The organism is Kitasatospora aureofaciens (assembly GCF_019192735.1).
GTDB lineage: Bacteria > Actinomycetota > Actinomycetes > Streptomycetales > Streptomycetaceae > Kitasatospora > Kitasatospora aureofaciens_A.
In genome coordinates, this window is record NZ_JAHTKP010000075.1 from 1 (window position 1) to 13,581 (window position 13,581).

Below are 13,581 nucleotides of genomic sequence, written 5' to 3' on the forward strand. Positions count from 1 at the left end.
CCAACAGCACCGGACCAGAGGAGTGTTCATGTTCAGCACTTCCCGCTCCGCCAGCCCCACCGGTACCACCAGACCCACCAGCACCCGCCGGCTCCCCGCCCTGGGTGCCGCACTCGCCGCCGCGACCACGCTGATCGCGGGCGCCACCGCCCCGGCATACGCGGCCGACCCCGTACCGGACCGCCGGCGACGACGCCTTCCGCTTGGTCACCGACCTCATGAGCGGCTGCGGCCTGCGCAACGGCGAAGCCTATGCCGTGAACATCAACAACATCGTCGCCGACGACGTCTACCGGGTCACCGAACAGGTCAACCAGGCCACCAAGGCCTACGCCCGCCTGAAGCACCGCAAGGTCGGTGAGTACCGCGACGTACCACTGCCAGCCCGCACCAAACACTCCATCGAGTGGTACGCCGATACGTACGGAACCGTGGACGGCTACCTCCTGCGCAATCCCAAGGACATCACCCAGGCCATTCCGCACCACGTCATCGACAGTCAGTGGCGGAGGATCAAGAAATCCGGCCAGGCCGACATCCCCGAAGGGATGGTGCTCTACGGGCTCCGCCACTTCTTCGCGTCGAACTGCCTGAGTAACGGCATACCGATCACCGACGTGGCGGAATGGATGGGCCACCGCAGCGTCGACGTCACCTTCACGACCTACCGCCACCTCATGCCCGGCTCCATCAGTCGAGCCGCCCAGCTCCTCGATCTCGGCCTGGCGGCCTGAACACGCTGGGCTGTGGGACTGATCCGGTGAGAATCCGCACCCACCGGAGGCGGCCCCGCCTCACGTTCTTGACGCCCCGTGTCGGCGGACGTGGCAATCTCCAGGTGTGCGGCCAGTTGAGTCCCGGCTGATGGCCACCAGAAATCCAGGTGGATGGCCGTCCGGCCTGCGGTGTTCCTGATCGCTTCCTTATCTGAAGGAGACCCCTTCGTCCGGTTTGCTGGTGTTTGCGAGCATCAGCGAACTGGTCGAAGAGGTCCTGTGACAAAGTCTGACAGAGAGATCATGGAAATCCTTGAGGCGTACGGCCTGACCGCCACGGTCTGGTCGGCGGCCACCCTGACAGGGCACGACCCGAAGACGGTCAAGCGGTATGTCGAGGCCCGCGCCAGCGGGCGCAACCCGCACGAACGCGAGCCGCGGCCGAAGATGATCGACGCGTACCTGGAGAAGATCGAGGAGTGGGTCGAGCAGTCGAAGGCGACGATCCGCGCCGACGTGGTCCACGACAAGCTCGTGAAGATGGGCTACCCGGGCAGCGCGCGCTCGACCCGGCGGGCGGTGAACGCGGCGAAGACCGCGTGGAAGGCCGGCAAGCGGCGGACCTACCGGCCATGGATCCCTTCTCTGAACTAGCAAAATGAGCGGCTTGGACCCTTGGCCGGGCGGAATGAGTTGGCGTCGATGGCGGCGAGTGCGTAAAGATCCAGTCCTCGACACCAGGGGGCGCTATGGCCGGAATGACTCCTACTGATCTTGTGCTGCTGGCTGATGATGAGGGAAACAGGGTCAGCATCAGGGTTCTTGGGCAACACCCGAGTGTGGCTCATGGCCTTGCGGCTGAGATCGTCGTCAAGACGCCCTTCGTGAGTGGTCGCCTCGACCTCTCCCTGTGGCGATCGAGGCTGGAAGCCTGGGGCCGCGCCCTCGACAGCCTTGACGCAGGTGAGGACATCGCGTGGATGGCCGTGGAGAGAGGGCCGTCCATCTTCATCCAGCTCACCGGCGAACGCGACTGTCCGGAAGTGGTGGTGGAAGACGACATGATCTCCATGGTCACCGTCCGTGTGCCGATGGATCTGCCGGAGGACTGGATTGCCGTTCATCGGAGACGTCTGCGCGATCTGATGGCCGCGTGGAATCCCTGACGCAGGAGCAGTACCTGCTGGACGCCGGTCGACGTCCGGATGCGTGGAGCACAGCTCTGACCAGCAGTTGGACGTTGGTGCTGTCGATGCCGGTGGGGGTCTCTCGGAGATCGACGGGGATGCCGTCCGCCAGGCCGGCGGTGAGCCTGAGCATCCGTTGCTCGCCCCCGGAACAGGGGAGGTCGCCGGTGTCGAGGGCATGGATCGCAGCCGGCCAGTCGACGCAGGCTACAGTCCTGTCGTCGAAGGCCGCGGGGCCGACGGTGATGAAGCGATCGGTGAAGTCCCCGCGATGCAGCCAGTGCTGGGAAATCAGCAGGTCCGCGGCGGCGGCCAGGCAGTAGGAGCCCTCGGCGTGATGGCGGAGTGCTGCGGTGAGGGTGGTGGGCGAGGTCATGTCGGGGGGTGGCTTCGCGGCCGGCGATCTCGGGGAAGGTGGGCATTCCCAGGCCGACGGCCGTGTCGCGTCGGGCGATAGTGCCGTCGACCTGGGCGAGCTTGGCGTTCGCGGCGGCGAGGCTGACCTTGAGTCCTTCGGCTTCACCGGCCCAGCCCTCGCGTTGGGCCTCGGCGATGCGGGCGATGAGGTTGTCACGGATGTCCACCAGACGGAGGCGCTGGGCAGGATCAACCCGAAGAAGGGGACACCTGACGCAACTGTGCTCGTGAACACAGCTGGTCCCATAGGCGCGTCCGCAGTCGCCGAGCGCGACCTTGCGGTGCTCGAAGTGGCCCAGGAACTCCTCCCATTCCTCGTCGGTGGGACTGCGGTATTCTTCGCTGGGCCGCAGGTCACGGCGCCGAGCGATGAACGCCCGGTGGCCGTTGATGGCCTCCTCGGGATAGACCGCCTTGTATCCCATCGTGGTGTTGATATCGCGATGACCCAAGATCAACTGGGCGATGTGGGGCGGCATCCCGTTCATGATCGCCTCGGTCGTAAAGACCCTGCGGAAGTCGTGCGGCGCGACGCTCAGCGGTCGGCCGCTGGTGTCGGTGAGCCCGGTGCCCTTGAGCGGCCACCCCACCGACCCGGGCAACCTCTGGCCGCAGCCGCGCTACGGCACCGGCCTCGACGGCCTCACCGCCGCCGACAAGGACAAGGTCGAGTACAAGCTCTACCGTGCGGTCTGCAACCGCCGGGTGGACCTGGTCCCCGCCCAGCGGGCCATTGCCACCAACTGGACGACCGCCCTCTCGGTACTCGGCCTCGACTGAACCGGGCCATGGGCCGGCGCGGGGCCGCCACCCCGTTCCAACCCACGCCCGTGCGCAGAGCCGGACATTCCCGGCCGAGGAGGGCCCGGGAGAGCCTCTGTCGAGTTCAGGCTGGTGGCCCACACGTGCACAGTGCCGGTGGACAGGCCGCAGGCGACCGTGAAGTTCACGGTGCGCGGCGCAGTGGCGTCCCCGGTCTCGATGACGGTGCTGTAGTCGGCGCTGTCCGGCGCCTTCACTCCGCGAAGGACCGGCTGTTCGATCTGGCTCCGGCACGCTGGCGTCACGAGCAGGTGTTCCATCGCAATCCGCTGGCACTGGCCTGCATGGTCCGGCTCCGCTTGGATGCCGAGATCCTCGCCATGCAGGCGGGATTGAAGGCCTTCCGAACGGCCCTGCTCGGAGCGCCGCAGCGCGCCAACGACAGCGAGACCATCGATGCGTACATCCGCGAGCAGGTCTGGGCCGAGGCCGTGCGCGAGCAGGTCAGACTCGTCGAGGACGCACTCCACCTGGCCGGCGGACGCACAGGCCGTAAGCGCGTCGCGCGGAGCGTCGTGAACGGCCTGTGACAGACGTCAGGACCTTCCTACCTGACCAGTGAGACGGGCCGTGGGCTGGAACGGTGCCGATGCCCGTTCCAGCCCGCGCGACCTTCGGCGGCGCGGTCGCGCCAGGCGGGTGCAACCGTCCGGATGCGTTCCGTCAGGCGCGGCTGACCCGCACACCGCACTCCGCGATGGCCCGTTCCTGGTCGGCGAAGATCCCATCGTCCGTGACCACGTCGTGGACCTCGGAAAGCGCGCAGATCGAGGCGAAGGTCACCCTGCCGATCTTGGTGCTGTCGGCGAGGACGACCGAGCGCCGGCTGCTGCGCAGGAAAGCGCGGTCGGTCTGGGCCTCCATCTCGTCGTAGGTGGTGCAGCCCTCCTGTGCGGTCAGGCCGTCCACACCGATGAAGGCGACGTCGAGGTGGTACTGGGTGAGCATGCGATCCGCCGCCGGACCGACCAGCTCGTAGCTGGCGGAACGGGCGAGGCCGCCGATGACCACCAGGCGGACGTCCGGACGGACGATCAGCTCGGCGGCGATGTTCACGGCGTTGGTGACCAGGGTGATCCCGGCGCGGTCGGCCAGCACGCGGGCCAACTCGGTGGTCGTGGTGCCTCCCGTCAGGCCGACCACCGCGCCCTCGGGGACCAGTTCGGCCGCAACCCGGGCGATCCGCCGCTTCTCCGCCTGCCGCTGCTCACTCCGGTGCCGTAGCGGCAGTTCGAGGTTCACCGGCCCGGTGACCGCGCCGCCGCGCGTGCGCTGGAGCAGGCCCTGGTCGTGCAGCTCCTGGAGGTCTCGGCGGATCGTCGCGTTCGACACCCCGAGCAGTCCGGAGAGCGCGTGTACGTCTGCGCTTCCCGCCTCGGCGATGTGCGACAGGATCCGGGCAGCACGATCAGCTTTGAGCATGACGGGAGTGTAGCTTTCGATCCCGCCCGACCAGCTCACCAACGGGGTCGACCGGGATGGCCCGGAGAGAGGACAGGTCGATAGTGAGCAAAGGTGACTCCATGGCTGCGTATCGATCAGCAATGAGCAGATGAACCGGTCGAGGACTATGCAGTCAGCACCGGGGCCTTCAGCACCTGGAGCAGCCGGGCGACCTCAGCGGCCGTCGCGGTGCGACCGGGGCCGAGGTAGCGGCGGGTGTCGACCAGTTCGCCGTTCCCTGCGAGGGCCTGCCGGACGGCAGCGGTGAAGACCTGGTTGAGGTGGGTGGCAATGTTGATCTTCGTCATGCCGCGCTCGACGGCGAGGGTCAGGTGCTCGTCGGCCACTCCGGAGGAGCCGTGCAGCACCAGCGGCACCGGGACGGCGGCGCGCAGTTCGGCGATCAGGTCGAAGTCGAGCGCGGCATCGCGGGTGGTCATCGCGTGCGATGTGCCGACGGCCACCGCGAGCGCGTCGACGCCGGTGACCGCCACGAACGCGGCCGCCTCGCCGGGATCGGTCCGGGCGCCCGGCGCGTGCACGCCGTCCTTGCCACCGACCTCGCCGAGCTCCGCCTCCACCCAGACGTCCGCCGCGTGGCAGCGCGCCACCACCGCCGCCGTGGCCCGGACGTTCTCCTCGTACTCCAGCACGGAGGCGTCGAACATCACGGAGGTGAAGCCGAGTTCGACGGCCTCCTCGACCAGCTCCGGCGTGGTCGCGTGGTCCAGGTGGACCGCGACCGGCACTCCGGCAGCCTTTGCGACGGCGAGCACCGCGGCGCCCACCGGAGCCAGGGCGCCGTGGTAGCGGACGGCGTTCTCGCTGAGCTGGAGGATCACCGGGCAGCCGGCCTCCTCGGCGCCCGTGACGATGGCCTCCGCGTGTTCGAGCTGGATGACGTTGAACGCACCGACACCCTGCGCCGCGGCGGCCGCCGCGTGGATGATGGCACCGGTCGGGGTCAAGGGCATTGCGGACTCCTCAAGGGTTGGACCTCCACGAGCGGACGCAGGCGCGCGCGGACGACAGGGTCGAAGTCGCCGGCCAAGGGGGCGGTGACGGCGGCGGCGGACAGCGCGACGGCCTCGGCCAGCCGGTCCGGCCAGGGCGTCCCGTCCACCAGGCCGAGGGCGAGCGCGGCAACGGCCGCGTCCCCGGCGCCGGTCGGGTTGCCGGACAGCCGGTCGGGCAACCGGGCCTGCCAACTCCCGTACGCCGTCACGGCGATGAGGCCATCGGGGCCCAGCGAGCCCACCACGGACCGAGCTCCCTCCCGGCACAGCGACTGGGCGGCGGCGACGGGGTCACGCAGCCCCGTCACGGCCGTCAGTTCGTCCGCATTGGGCTTGACCAGCGTCGGCTTCGCTGCCAACGCCGCCCGCAGGGCCGGTCCGTCCGCGTCCACCACCGCGGGCACACTGTGGGTGCGGGCCAGGCGGACCAGCTCGGCATAGGCGTCGGCCGGAACTCCCTCGGGCAGACTGCCGGAAAACACCACCGCCATGGCCCCGGACAGCAGCGTGTCGAGCCGGTCCAGGAGGCGGTCCCATTCCTCCGGGCGGACCACGGGCCCGGGTTCGAGCAGGATCGTGGTGTCCCCGGCCAGTTCGTCGACGACCGCCACCGTCCGCCGGCTCTCGCCCGCGATCGGCACCAACTCGTCGGCCAGCCCCACCGAGGCGAGTTCATGGCGCAGCACCTCGCCGGTCGGTCCGCCTGCCAGCCCGGTCACGGTCGTGGACTCCCCGAGGGCGTGGAGCACGCGCGACACGTTGACGCCCTTGCCCCCGGCGCGCTGCGTCACCGAGTGAACCCGGTTGCTCGCCTGCGGACGCAACCGGTCGATGCGGTAGGTGACGTCCAGCGCCGCGTTGAGCGTCACAGTGAGGATCACGGCAGGACCTCCCGACTCAGAAGGTCCTGGGCGAGCATCGCCGCTCCCCGGCAGCCTGCGTCGTCACCGAGTTCGGCGGGGACGATGGCCGGGGCGGGGCGGTAGCACAGACGCTCGGCCACCGCCGCCCGCAGCGGGACGAAGTAGCGGTCGCCGACCAGCGTCGGCTCCCCTCCGATCACCACCCGCTCGGGGTCGAGCAGTCCGGCCGCGATGGACAGGGCGTCGGCAAGGGTGTCGACGGCCTCGCCCCATATCTCGGCCGCCACCTGGTCGCCGCCGGCGGCACGTTCCTGCACCAGCCTGGCGGTGACGCCGTTCTCGCCGGTGGCCTTCGCGTAGCGGAGACCGATCCCGGCGGCCGAGGCATAGGCCTCCAAGCAGCCGCGGCCACCGCACTCGCAGGGTTCACCGCCGGGTCGGACGACGATGTGCCCGAGTTCGCCGTCTCCCCCTCCCGTACCGGTCAGCGCCTGCCCGTCCAGCATCACGGTGGCCCTGATTCCGGACCCGACCGTGAGGTACAGGAAGTAGTGGATGCCGCGGCCGGCGCCGGCCCGGGCCTCTGCCATGCCGCCCGATCGCACGTCGTGTCCGAGTGCGACCGGAATGCCCAGACGCTCGGCGAGCCGCTGCCGGACGGGCAACCGGCACCATCCGAGGTCGGCAGCGAACTCGGCCATGCCCGTCCGCTCGTCCACGATCCCCGGGACGGTGAGGCCGGCCGCGGCCGGACCGAAACGTTCGGCGAGGTCGGCGGCGCAGTCGAGGACGGTGTCCAGCACCGCTTCCGGGCCGCGGTCGATCCGAGTGGGTCGGCGCTCGGTGGACCGCAGTGATCCGCCCTCCGCCGTGACGCCGGCGGTGATGTACGCCCCTCCCACATCGAGGGCGATCACCGTGGCGCCACCACCGGTGGATCCGGTCACGGCTGGTCCAGCACGATCGAGCGGGTGAGGTTGTGCGGCCGGTCGGGGTCCAGGCCGTCCAGCTCGGCACGCTCGACGGCGAGGCGCTGGGCACGGATCAGGTCGGCCATCGGATCCAGAGAGCTGACCGACACCCGGGCGCCGGTAGCCAGTACCTGGTCCACCAGACCGGTGGGGGGCTCGCCGAAGAACCAGACCAGGCTGTCCGGCCCGGTGACGCTGATCGGGCCGTGCCGGTACTCCATTGCGGGGTAGGACTCGGTCCAACTACCGGACGCCTCACGGAGCTTGAGCGCTGCCTCGTTGGCCAGGCCGACCGTCCAGCCGGCTCCGAGGAAGGTGAGCTGCTTCACCTCGGTGGCACCCTCGGGCAGCGGCTCGGTCAGCGCCCGCTCGGCCTGGGCGGGCAGGTCGGCGGGGGCCAGGCCGAGGTGACCGCGGAGGAGCGCGAGCACGGTGGTGGCGAACCGGGTCTGCACCACCGACTTCTCATCCGCGAATTCCAGGTCCACCACGGACTGCGCGGCCGCGCTGATCGGCGTGGTGCGGTCACCGGTGATCGCGACGGTGGGCAGGTCCTCGGCGCGGCCGAGGGCGTCGAGCACCTCTGTGGTGGTGCCGGAGCGCGTGATCGCGAGGAGACGGTCGTAACGGCGGCCGGCGGGGTACTCGGAGGCCGCGAAGGCGTCGGTCTCCCCCAGTCCGGCCGTCTCGCGCAATGCGGCATAGGCCTGGGCGATGTAGAGCGAGGTACCGCAGCCGATCACCGCCACCCGCTCCCCGGCCCGGGGCAGTCCGACGGCGCCGGATTCCACAACCCGACGCCAGCACTCAGGCTGGCTGGCGATCTCCTGCAGGACATGACTCATGACGGGCCTCCCAATGGGCGCCGTGGAGCGAGATGCTCGAACTTGCGCTCTTTATAGTCTTATCTCGCCGCTTTGAGCAACTTCTTGCATGTCTAACTCATCTTCGTGCAGCATCGCACACGCAGGCCGATGCCTGATCTGCCTCACGTCCGCGTCCTCAGGTCCGGGGCACGCCCATCCGATGCGTCCGGCCGTGGTCGGCGGCGCCGCCGTGTGGTGTTGCCCGGCAAAGCCGGACAGGCCACTCCTGACGATCGGCGGACGGGTCCTTCGACCACTCCCCGACGTACGGCTCCGTCGCCCGTCGCCGCGACCGGTGGAACGGTCCACCGCCGCCTGCCGCGCCATGGCCGGGAGCCGGCCGCCGATCCGGCCTGCTCCCGGTCGTCGACGTCCAGCCCCGCAGACGGGCGCTCACGGAATCCTCAGCCATTCCCGGTCAGGCTCTTCCCGCTCACGAACGGCACGGGACGGAGATGGCCATGCAGGAGTGCATACGGAACGACCGGGAGACTTTGGTCGGGAGCGCCCGGCCGGTACCAGTCCACCTGCTGCCGCCGGCCGTACGGAAGCGTCGCGCGCTCGCCTCGGTCGCCGCCGGACGGCAGATCCGCCTCCTCTGGCGCCGGCTGCCGAACCAGGCCGGAACGCTTCTCCGCCGGGCCGGATGGCTGGTCGTCGTGCCGGCGACGCTCCTGACGGCGGGGACCATGGTCAAAACGGTGGGGAGTCCGGATACCGGGCCGCTGAAGCCGGCCTGCCGGCACGCCGGGTTGATGGGACACCACCGGATCGCGACGCACTACTGCCGGGAGAGGCGCGTCACCGCACCGGCACGGTGGTTCCGGCGGGCGGCGGTCGCGGCGAAGCTCACCGAATCCTCAGGTTCATGCTGCGATGATCCTCGCCGTCGGCGGCGGTGCCTTCCCGGTCCCCCACGGACGGGTTGGCGGCCGTCGACACCGCCGGTCAGTCGCCGTGGCGGCGGCCACGAGCCGGCGAGCGGCTGTGCGCCTCACGCGGACCGAATCCCCCCGGGCACCGGTGAGGTGCACGGCCGCACATCCACTACCGGCGGTGCCGCCCCAAGGCGCGGCCATTCTGACGGCATGCGAGTTCTGGTGGTCGAGGACGACGATGATCTGCGGTTCGCCGTGGCCGCTGCACTGCGCGGCAACGGCCTGGCCGTCGACGAAGCCGCCGACCTCCCCGCGGCCGACGAGGCGATGTTCGTCACCGACTACGACTGCCTGGTGTTCGACCGGATGCTGCCCGCCGGCGACTCCGCGGACTACGTGCGGCGGACAAGGACGGAGGGCTGGGCCGTGCCGGTGCTCTTCCTCATCGCCCGCGACACCGTCGCCGACCGGGTCGAGGGTTTCGCCACCGGCGGCGACGACTACCTGGTCAAGCCCTTCGCCGTCCCCGAACTGGTGGCCCGCGTGCGCAACCTGTGCCGACGGACCACCGCCACACCGCCGGTGGTTCGCTACGGAAGCCTGGAGATCGGCTCGGCGAGACGCACGGTACACCGCGACGGTGTCCTCCTCACCCTCAGCATCAAGGAGTTCGCGATCCTGGAGACGCTCGCCGCCCGGCCCGGCGAGGCGGTGCGCCGCGCCGAACTCATCGAACGCTGCTGGGACGAACTGACCGAGCCCAACTCCAACGTCGTCGAGGTCCTGGTCTCCCAACTGCGCCGCAAGCTGGGCGATCCGCCGCTGATCCACACCGTGCGCGGGGTCGGATACCGGCTGGAGTCGAAGGCATGAGACTCCCGGCCCCGTTCGACCGGATCCGCCGCTCGCGCCACCGGGTCCCGCCGACCCCCGCAGGCCGGATCCGCCGACTCCGACGGCGCATCGCTGTGCTCTTCGCCCTCGTCAGTGCTCGGGTGGGATGCCCGGGCCGGCGTCGTCGACGGCCCTCTCCGGCCTGAGTGGGCGCAGTACGGCCAGTCCTTCGACGCCGTCTTCGAGGGCGAGGAGACGGAGATCCTCAAGAGTGCACCGCAGGCCCCTCGGATGAACGCCCACTGCGAGCGGGTGATCGGCAGCATCTGGCGTGAGGGCCTCGACCACGTCCTCATCATGAACGAGGCCCACGCCCGGCACGTCCTGGCCGCCTACGAGCGGCACTACAACGAGCACCGCCCCCACCGGGCCCGCAACCAACTACCTCCCGGCGCCGACCAACAGCCCATCACCGTGCATGACCTCGAAGGCCGCCGACTCCTGCGCACCCACATCCTCGGCGGCGTCATCAACGAGTACCGCTATGCGGCTTGACCTGCAGCGACGACTTTCCGAGCCCCACAGGATCGGCTTCCGCAGCGCGGAGGCCGTCATCGCCCTCGTCATGCTCTGCCTCGGCGGCAACCGCCCCACCCTGCCCCGACGCCAACTCGCATGATCACACCCACAGGTCCAGCAGAAGAGCCCGATTTGTGTGGTGAGCTGGAGCAGTCCAGCCGCGAGCTCGATGCTGTGTGAAACCAATACGATGCCAACTGAGCCGCCCGCGAACAGGGATGCTACATTTCGGAACATTGTTCAGCAATGGTAAATTGGAGACCTTGTGGTTCAGTCGGTACAGCGGGCGATCCGCATCTTGCGCGAGCTCGCCACGGACGGCCCGCGACTGGGCGTCACAGAGCTGGCCGACCGCTTGGGCGTGGCCAAGCCCACCGTTCATGCGCTGCTGCGGACACTGGAGTCGGAGGGGCTGGTATCCCGCGACTCGGAGGGCTCCAAGTACCGGCTCGGGCCCGACCTGGTGGCCTTCGGCAACGCCTACCTGGACACCCATGAGCTCCGCAGCCGTTCGCTGACCTGGGCCGAGCTCCTTGCCTCCCGCACCAAGGAGGCGGTGTGGGTGTCCGTCCTGACCGGTGACCGGATCCTCGTGGTCCATCACGCCTTCAGGCCCGAGGGTGCGGTGCAGATCCTCGAGGTCGGTGCGGCCATCCCCTGGAATGCCAGCTGCTTCGGCAAGGCGATCGTCGCCTTCTCCTCCCCGGCGCTGCGAAAGGAGCTGCTGCTCGGCGAGCTGACGGCGCTCACCGGGGCCAGTGTCACTGACCCTGCCGTGCTCGCCCGCCAGCTCGATGAGGCGGCCGGCGCCGGCTACGCGGTGGAGGACCAGGAATCCACGATCGGCGACGGGGCTATCGCCGCTCCCGTCTTCGACCGCTCAGGCCAGGTGGCGGGTGCGATTGGGGTAGTCGGGCCGGTCGAGCGCCTGCTCGCGGACCCGGCGCGGCAGGATCTCGCGGTCGCCGTACGTGAGATCGCACGCAATCTGTCCCGGGAGCTGGGTGCCCGCCGGGGCGGCTCTGTCCACCTCCATTCCTGACGGGTGGCGCCGCTTCTCTTGACAGGGTGGTGACACGGTAGCGTCATTCGGAACACTGTTCATCAATGATGAATGATCAAACGGTGGGCGGCCTCGAAAGTTCCTCCGTCGCCGCGCGACCGCCGGACGCGTGCGGGTCAGCGCGCGGTTGCGGTGTCCGCCAGGGCCCGGAAGATGAGCGCGGCCGAGGTGGCCCCTGGATCCTGGTGGCCGATGCTGCGGGTGCCGAGATACGAGGCGCGCCCCTTGCGCGCCTGCAGCGGGACGGTGGCGCGCATTCCCTCCTCGGCCGCGTCCGCCGCCGCGAGGGCGGCTGCGGCCAAGTCGGTTCCGGTGTCGGCGCGGTGACGGAAGGCATCCAGGGCCGGTGCCCAGGCGTCGATGACGGTCTTGTCCCCCGGAGCGGCAGCGCCGAGCTCCGCGACCGCGGCCAGCCCCGCAGCCAGCGCATCCGCCATCTCTTGCGGAGTGGCGGTAGGGACGTCGAGGACCTGGCCGATCGCACGGAAGGCTCTGCCGAAGAACGGCCCCGAGGCTCCGCCGACATTGGAGAGCAGTGCGCTGCCCGTTTCGAAGAGCACCGCTCCGGCGGCGCCCGACTCCAAAGCGCTCACGGCGGTCGCTGCGGCGGTGAATCCGCGGTGCATGTTGACGCCGTGGTCCGCGTCGCCGATGGCCGAGTCGAGCCGGGTAAGGAGGTCTTTCTGTTTGTCCACGGCGGTTGCGATGGCGTGCACCCAGGTGCGGGCGAGGTCGATGTCCACGGAGTCTCCGTTCTCGGGTGACGGTCGCTGGAGGAGTGGCCGCGCGACTATGGTCCTGACGTGCCGACGTTGCAGCCCTGCCAGGCAGGGCTGCAACGCGGAAGAGCTCTTCCTCGGGTTCAGCGCCCGGCGAGGAGCTGGAGCGTGTCGACCACGCGGTTGGAGAAGCCCCACTCGTTGTCGTACCAGCCGACCACCTTGATGTGGCGGCCGTCGACACGGGTGAGGGAGGAGTCGAAGATCGACGACGCGGGGTTGCCGGTGATGTCCGACGACACGAGTTCGTCCTCGGAGTACTCGAGGATGCCCGCCAAGGGGCCCTCCGCGGCCGCGCGGTAGGCCGCAAGCACCTCCTCGCGCGTGACGTCGCGGGAGACGGTCGTGTTGAGCTCAACCAGTGAGCCCACTGGGACCGGGACGCGGATGGAGTCGCCCGACAGCTTGCCGTCGAGGTTGGGCAGCACGTGGCCGATGGCCTTGGCCGCACCGGTCGTTGTCGGTGCGATGTTGACGGCGGCGGCGCGGGCGCGGCGGGCGTCCCGGTGCGGGCCGTCCTGCAGGTTCTGCTCCTGCGTGTACGCGTGCACCGTGGTCATGAAGCCGTGTTCGATGCCGGCGAGTTCGTCGAGCACTGCGGCGAGCGGCGCGAGCGCGTTGGTGGTGCAGGAGGCGTTCGACACGATCGCGTGTACGGCCGGGTCGTAAGCATTGGTGTTCACCCCGAACGCGAGCGTGACGTCGGCACCGTCCGACGGTGCGCTGACGAGCACCTTCTTCGCGCCCGCGTCGATGTGGGCGCGTGCGGCCTTGGCCGCGGTGAACCGGCCCGTCGCCTCCAGCGCGATGTCGACGCCGAGCTCGCCCCACGGCAGTTGCGCCGGCTCGCGCTCGGCCAGCACCGTGATGCGTCGGCCGTCGACGACGAGCTGGTTCCCCTCGACCGTCACCGGCCGACCGAGCCGGCCGGCCGTCGTGTCGAAGGCGAGTAGCCGCGCGAGGGCAGAGGGTTCGGTGAGGTCGTTGATAGCGACAACCTCGAGGCTGCTGTCGCGTTCGAGCAGGGCGCGCAGCACGTTACGCCCGATGCGGCCGAATCCGTTGATGGCAATGCGAGTCATGTGTGTCCCTTCGTCTCGCCTTCGAGGTTGGCAGGAACTCCGCACGCCTACCAGCGTCCTGATCG

At 69.7% G+C, this 13,581-nt stretch carries 17 protein-coding genes; 9 read left to right on the forward strand and 8 right to left on the reverse strand.

Annotated elements, in window-relative coordinates; translation table 11 throughout:
• Positions 1 to 203 precede the first annotated feature (203 nt).
• The 3 genes from KV557_RS36645 (at position 204) to KV557_RS36655 (ending at position 1,882) form a co-directional block, all read left to right on the forward strand.
• The gene (locus tag KV557_RS36645) at positions 204 to 734 is read left to right on the forward strand and encodes a tyrosine-type recombinase/integrase (RefSeq protein ID WP_256178487.1); all 531 of its coding nucleotides are present in this window, start codon (positions 204 to 206) and stop codon (positions 732 to 734) included.
• A gap of 285 nt (positions 735 to 1,019) precedes the next feature.
• Positions 1,020 to 1,370, forward strand: a complete 351-nt coding sequence (locus KV557_RS36650) for a hypothetical protein (RefSeq protein ID WP_218205929.1) — start codon at positions 1,020 to 1,022, stop codon at positions 1,368 to 1,370.
• 95 nt (positions 1,371 to 1,465) lie between these two features.
• On the forward strand, positions 1,466 to 1,882 hold the full coding sequence (locus tag KV557_RS36655) for a DUF5959 family protein (protein WP_218205930.1): 417 nt from the start codon (positions 1,466 to 1,468) through the stop codon (positions 1,880 to 1,882).
• Here KV557_RS36655 and KV557_RS36660 read toward each other — a convergent pair.
• Positions 1,837 to 2,808 carry a hypothetical protein gene (locus KV557_RS36660; protein WP_308130249.1) on the reverse strand — a complete coding sequence of 324 codons (972 nt, stop codon included), beginning with the start codon at positions 2,806 to 2,808 and terminating at the stop codon, positions 1,837 to 1,839. The two genes, KV557_RS36655 and KV557_RS36660, sit on opposite strands and share 46 nt — an antisense overlap.
• Here KV557_RS36660 and KV557_RS36665 point away from each other — a divergent pair.
• Both KV557_RS36665 and KV557_RS36670 read left to right on the forward strand, forming a co-directional pair.
• A complete protein-coding gene (locus KV557_RS36665) occupies positions 2,786 to 3,100 on the forward strand; it encodes a hypothetical protein (RefSeq protein ID WP_256178489.1) in 315 nt (104 codons plus the stop codon). The two genes, KV557_RS36660 and KV557_RS36665, sit on opposite strands and share 23 nt — an antisense overlap.
• A gap of 125 nt (positions 3,101 to 3,225) precedes the next feature.
• A complete protein-coding gene (locus tag KV557_RS36670; RefSeq protein WP_218205933.1) occupies positions 3,226 to 3,672 on the forward strand; it encodes a hypothetical protein in 447 nt (148 codons plus the stop codon).
• 133 nt (positions 3,673 to 3,805) lie between these two features.
• On the opposite strand, the gene KV557_RS36675 is transcribed toward KV557_RS36670, so the two are convergent.
• The 5 genes from KV557_RS36675 to KV557_RS36695 all read right to left on the reverse strand — a co-directional run bounded on the left by KV557_RS36675 (position 3,806) and on the right by KV557_RS36695 (position 8,280).
• On the reverse strand, positions 3,806 to 4,564 hold the full coding sequence (locus KV557_RS36675; RefSeq protein WP_218205934.1) for a DeoR/GlpR family DNA-binding transcription regulator: 759 nt from the start codon (positions 4,562 to 4,564) through the stop codon (positions 3,806 to 3,808).
• Between the two features lie 146 nt (positions 4,565 to 4,710).
• Positions 4,711 to 5,559 carry a class II fructose-bisphosphate aldolase gene (locus tag KV557_RS36680; RefSeq protein ID WP_218205935.1) on the reverse strand — a complete coding sequence of 283 codons (849 nt, stop codon included), beginning with the start codon at positions 5,557 to 5,559 and terminating at the stop codon, positions 4,711 to 4,713.
• Positions 5,550 to 6,482 (reverse strand): 1-phosphofructokinase family hexose kinase, encoded by a 933-nt coding sequence (locus KV557_RS36685; protein ID WP_218205936.1) that lies wholly within the window; start codon positions 6,480 to 6,482, stop codon positions 5,550 to 5,552. Before KV557_RS36685 ends, KV557_RS36680 begins: the two co-directional genes overlap by 10 nt.
• The gene (locus KV557_RS36690) at positions 6,479 to 7,411 is read right to left on the reverse strand and encodes an ROK family protein (protein ID WP_308130250.1); all 933 of its coding nucleotides are present in this window, start codon (positions 7,409 to 7,411) and stop codon (positions 6,479 to 6,481) included. Before KV557_RS36690 ends, KV557_RS36685 begins: the two co-directional genes overlap by 4 nt.
• Positions 7,408 to 8,280: an SIS domain-containing protein gene (locus KV557_RS36695; protein WP_218205937.1), complete on the reverse strand. Its 873-nt coding sequence runs from the start codon at positions 8,278 to 8,280 to the stop codon at positions 7,408 to 7,410. Before KV557_RS36695 ends, KV557_RS36690 begins: the two co-directional genes overlap by 4 nt.
• Positions 8,281 to 9,389: 1,109 nt before the next feature.
• Between KV557_RS36695 and KV557_RS36700 the strand changes: the two genes are divergently transcribed.
• The 4 genes from KV557_RS36700 (at position 9,390) to KV557_RS44655 (ending at position 11,634) form a co-directional block, all read left to right on the forward strand.
• A complete protein-coding gene (locus tag KV557_RS36700; protein WP_218205938.1) occupies positions 9,390 to 10,052 on the forward strand; it encodes a response regulator transcription factor in 663 nt (220 codons plus the stop codon).
• 114 nt (positions 10,053 to 10,166) lie between these two features.
• On the forward strand, positions 10,167 to 10,568 hold the full coding sequence (locus tag KV557_RS36705) for an integrase core domain-containing protein (RefSeq protein ID WP_308130251.1): 402 nt from the start codon (positions 10,167 to 10,169) through the stop codon (positions 10,566 to 10,568).
• The gene (locus tag KV557_RS43540; protein ID WP_256178490.1) at positions 10,558 to 10,692 is read left to right on the forward strand and encodes a hypothetical protein; all 135 of its coding nucleotides are present in this window, start codon (positions 10,558 to 10,560) and stop codon (positions 10,690 to 10,692) included. Before KV557_RS36705 ends, KV557_RS43540 begins: the two co-directional genes overlap by 11 nt.
• A gap of 165 nt (positions 10,693 to 10,857) precedes the next feature.
• Positions 10,858 to 11,634, forward strand: a complete 777-nt coding sequence (locus KV557_RS44655; protein WP_218205939.1) for an IclR family transcriptional regulator — start codon at positions 10,858 to 10,860, stop codon at positions 11,632 to 11,634.
• A 137-nt stretch (positions 11,635 to 11,771) separates the two neighbouring features.
• On the opposite strand, the gene dhaL is transcribed toward KV557_RS44655, so the two are convergent.
• Entirely contained in the window at positions 11,772 to 12,398 is a 627-nt protein-coding gene (gene dhaL / locus KV557_RS36715) for a dihydroxyacetone kinase subunit DhaL (protein ID WP_218205940.1), read from the reverse strand.
• Between the two features lie 119 nt (positions 12,399 to 12,517).
• The gene (gene gap, locus KV557_RS36720; RefSeq protein WP_218205959.1) at positions 12,518 to 13,516 is read right to left on the reverse strand and encodes a type I glyceraldehyde-3-phosphate dehydrogenase; all 999 of its coding nucleotides are present in this window, start codon (positions 13,514 to 13,516) and stop codon (positions 12,518 to 12,520) included.
• Between the last annotated feature and the right edge of the window lie 65 nt (positions 13,517 to 13,581).

What these genes read in the sequence shown, in the direction of transcription:
- KV557_RS36650 (WP_218205929.1), top strand. Translation starts at nt 1,020, where the DNA reads ATGGAAATCCTTGAGGCGTACGGCCTGACCGCCACGGTCTGGTCGGCG.
- KV557_RS36655 (WP_218205930.1), top strand. Translation starts at nt 1,466, where the DNA reads ATGGCCGGAATGACTCCTACTGATCTTGTGCTGCTGGCTGATGATGAG.
- KV557_RS36665 (WP_256178489.1), top strand. Translation starts at nt 2,786, where the DNA reads ATGTGGGGCGGCATCCCGTTCATGATCGCCTCGGTCGTAAAGACCCTG.
- KV557_RS36660 (WP_308130249.1), bottom strand. Translation starts at nt 2,808, where the DNA reads ATGAACGGGATGCCGCCCCACATCGCCCAGTTGATCTTGGGTCATCGC.
- KV557_RS36675 (WP_218205934.1), bottom strand. Translation starts at nt 4,564, where the DNA reads ATGCTCAAAGCTGATCGTGCTGCCCGGATCCTGTCGCACATCGCCGAG.
- KV557_RS36680 (WP_218205935.1), bottom strand. Translation starts at nt 5,559, where the DNA reads ATGCCCTTGACCCCGACCGGTGCCATCATCCACGCGGCGGCCGCCGCG.
- KV557_RS36695 (WP_218205937.1), bottom strand. Translation starts at nt 8,280, where the DNA reads ATGAGTCATGTCCTGCAGGAGATCGCCAGCCAGCCTGAGTGCTGGCGT.
- KV557_RS36700 (WP_218205938.1), top strand. Translation starts at nt 9,390, where the DNA reads ATGCGAGTTCTGGTGGTCGAGGACGACGATGATCTGCGGTTCGCCGTG.
- KV557_RS43540 (WP_256178490.1), top strand. Translation starts at nt 10,558, where the DNA reads ATGCGGCTTGACCTGCAGCGACGACTTTCCGAGCCCCACAGGATCGGC.
- gap (WP_218205959.1), bottom strand. Translation starts at nt 13,516, where the DNA reads ATGACTCGCATTGCCATCAACGGATTCGGCCGCATCGGGCGTAACGTG.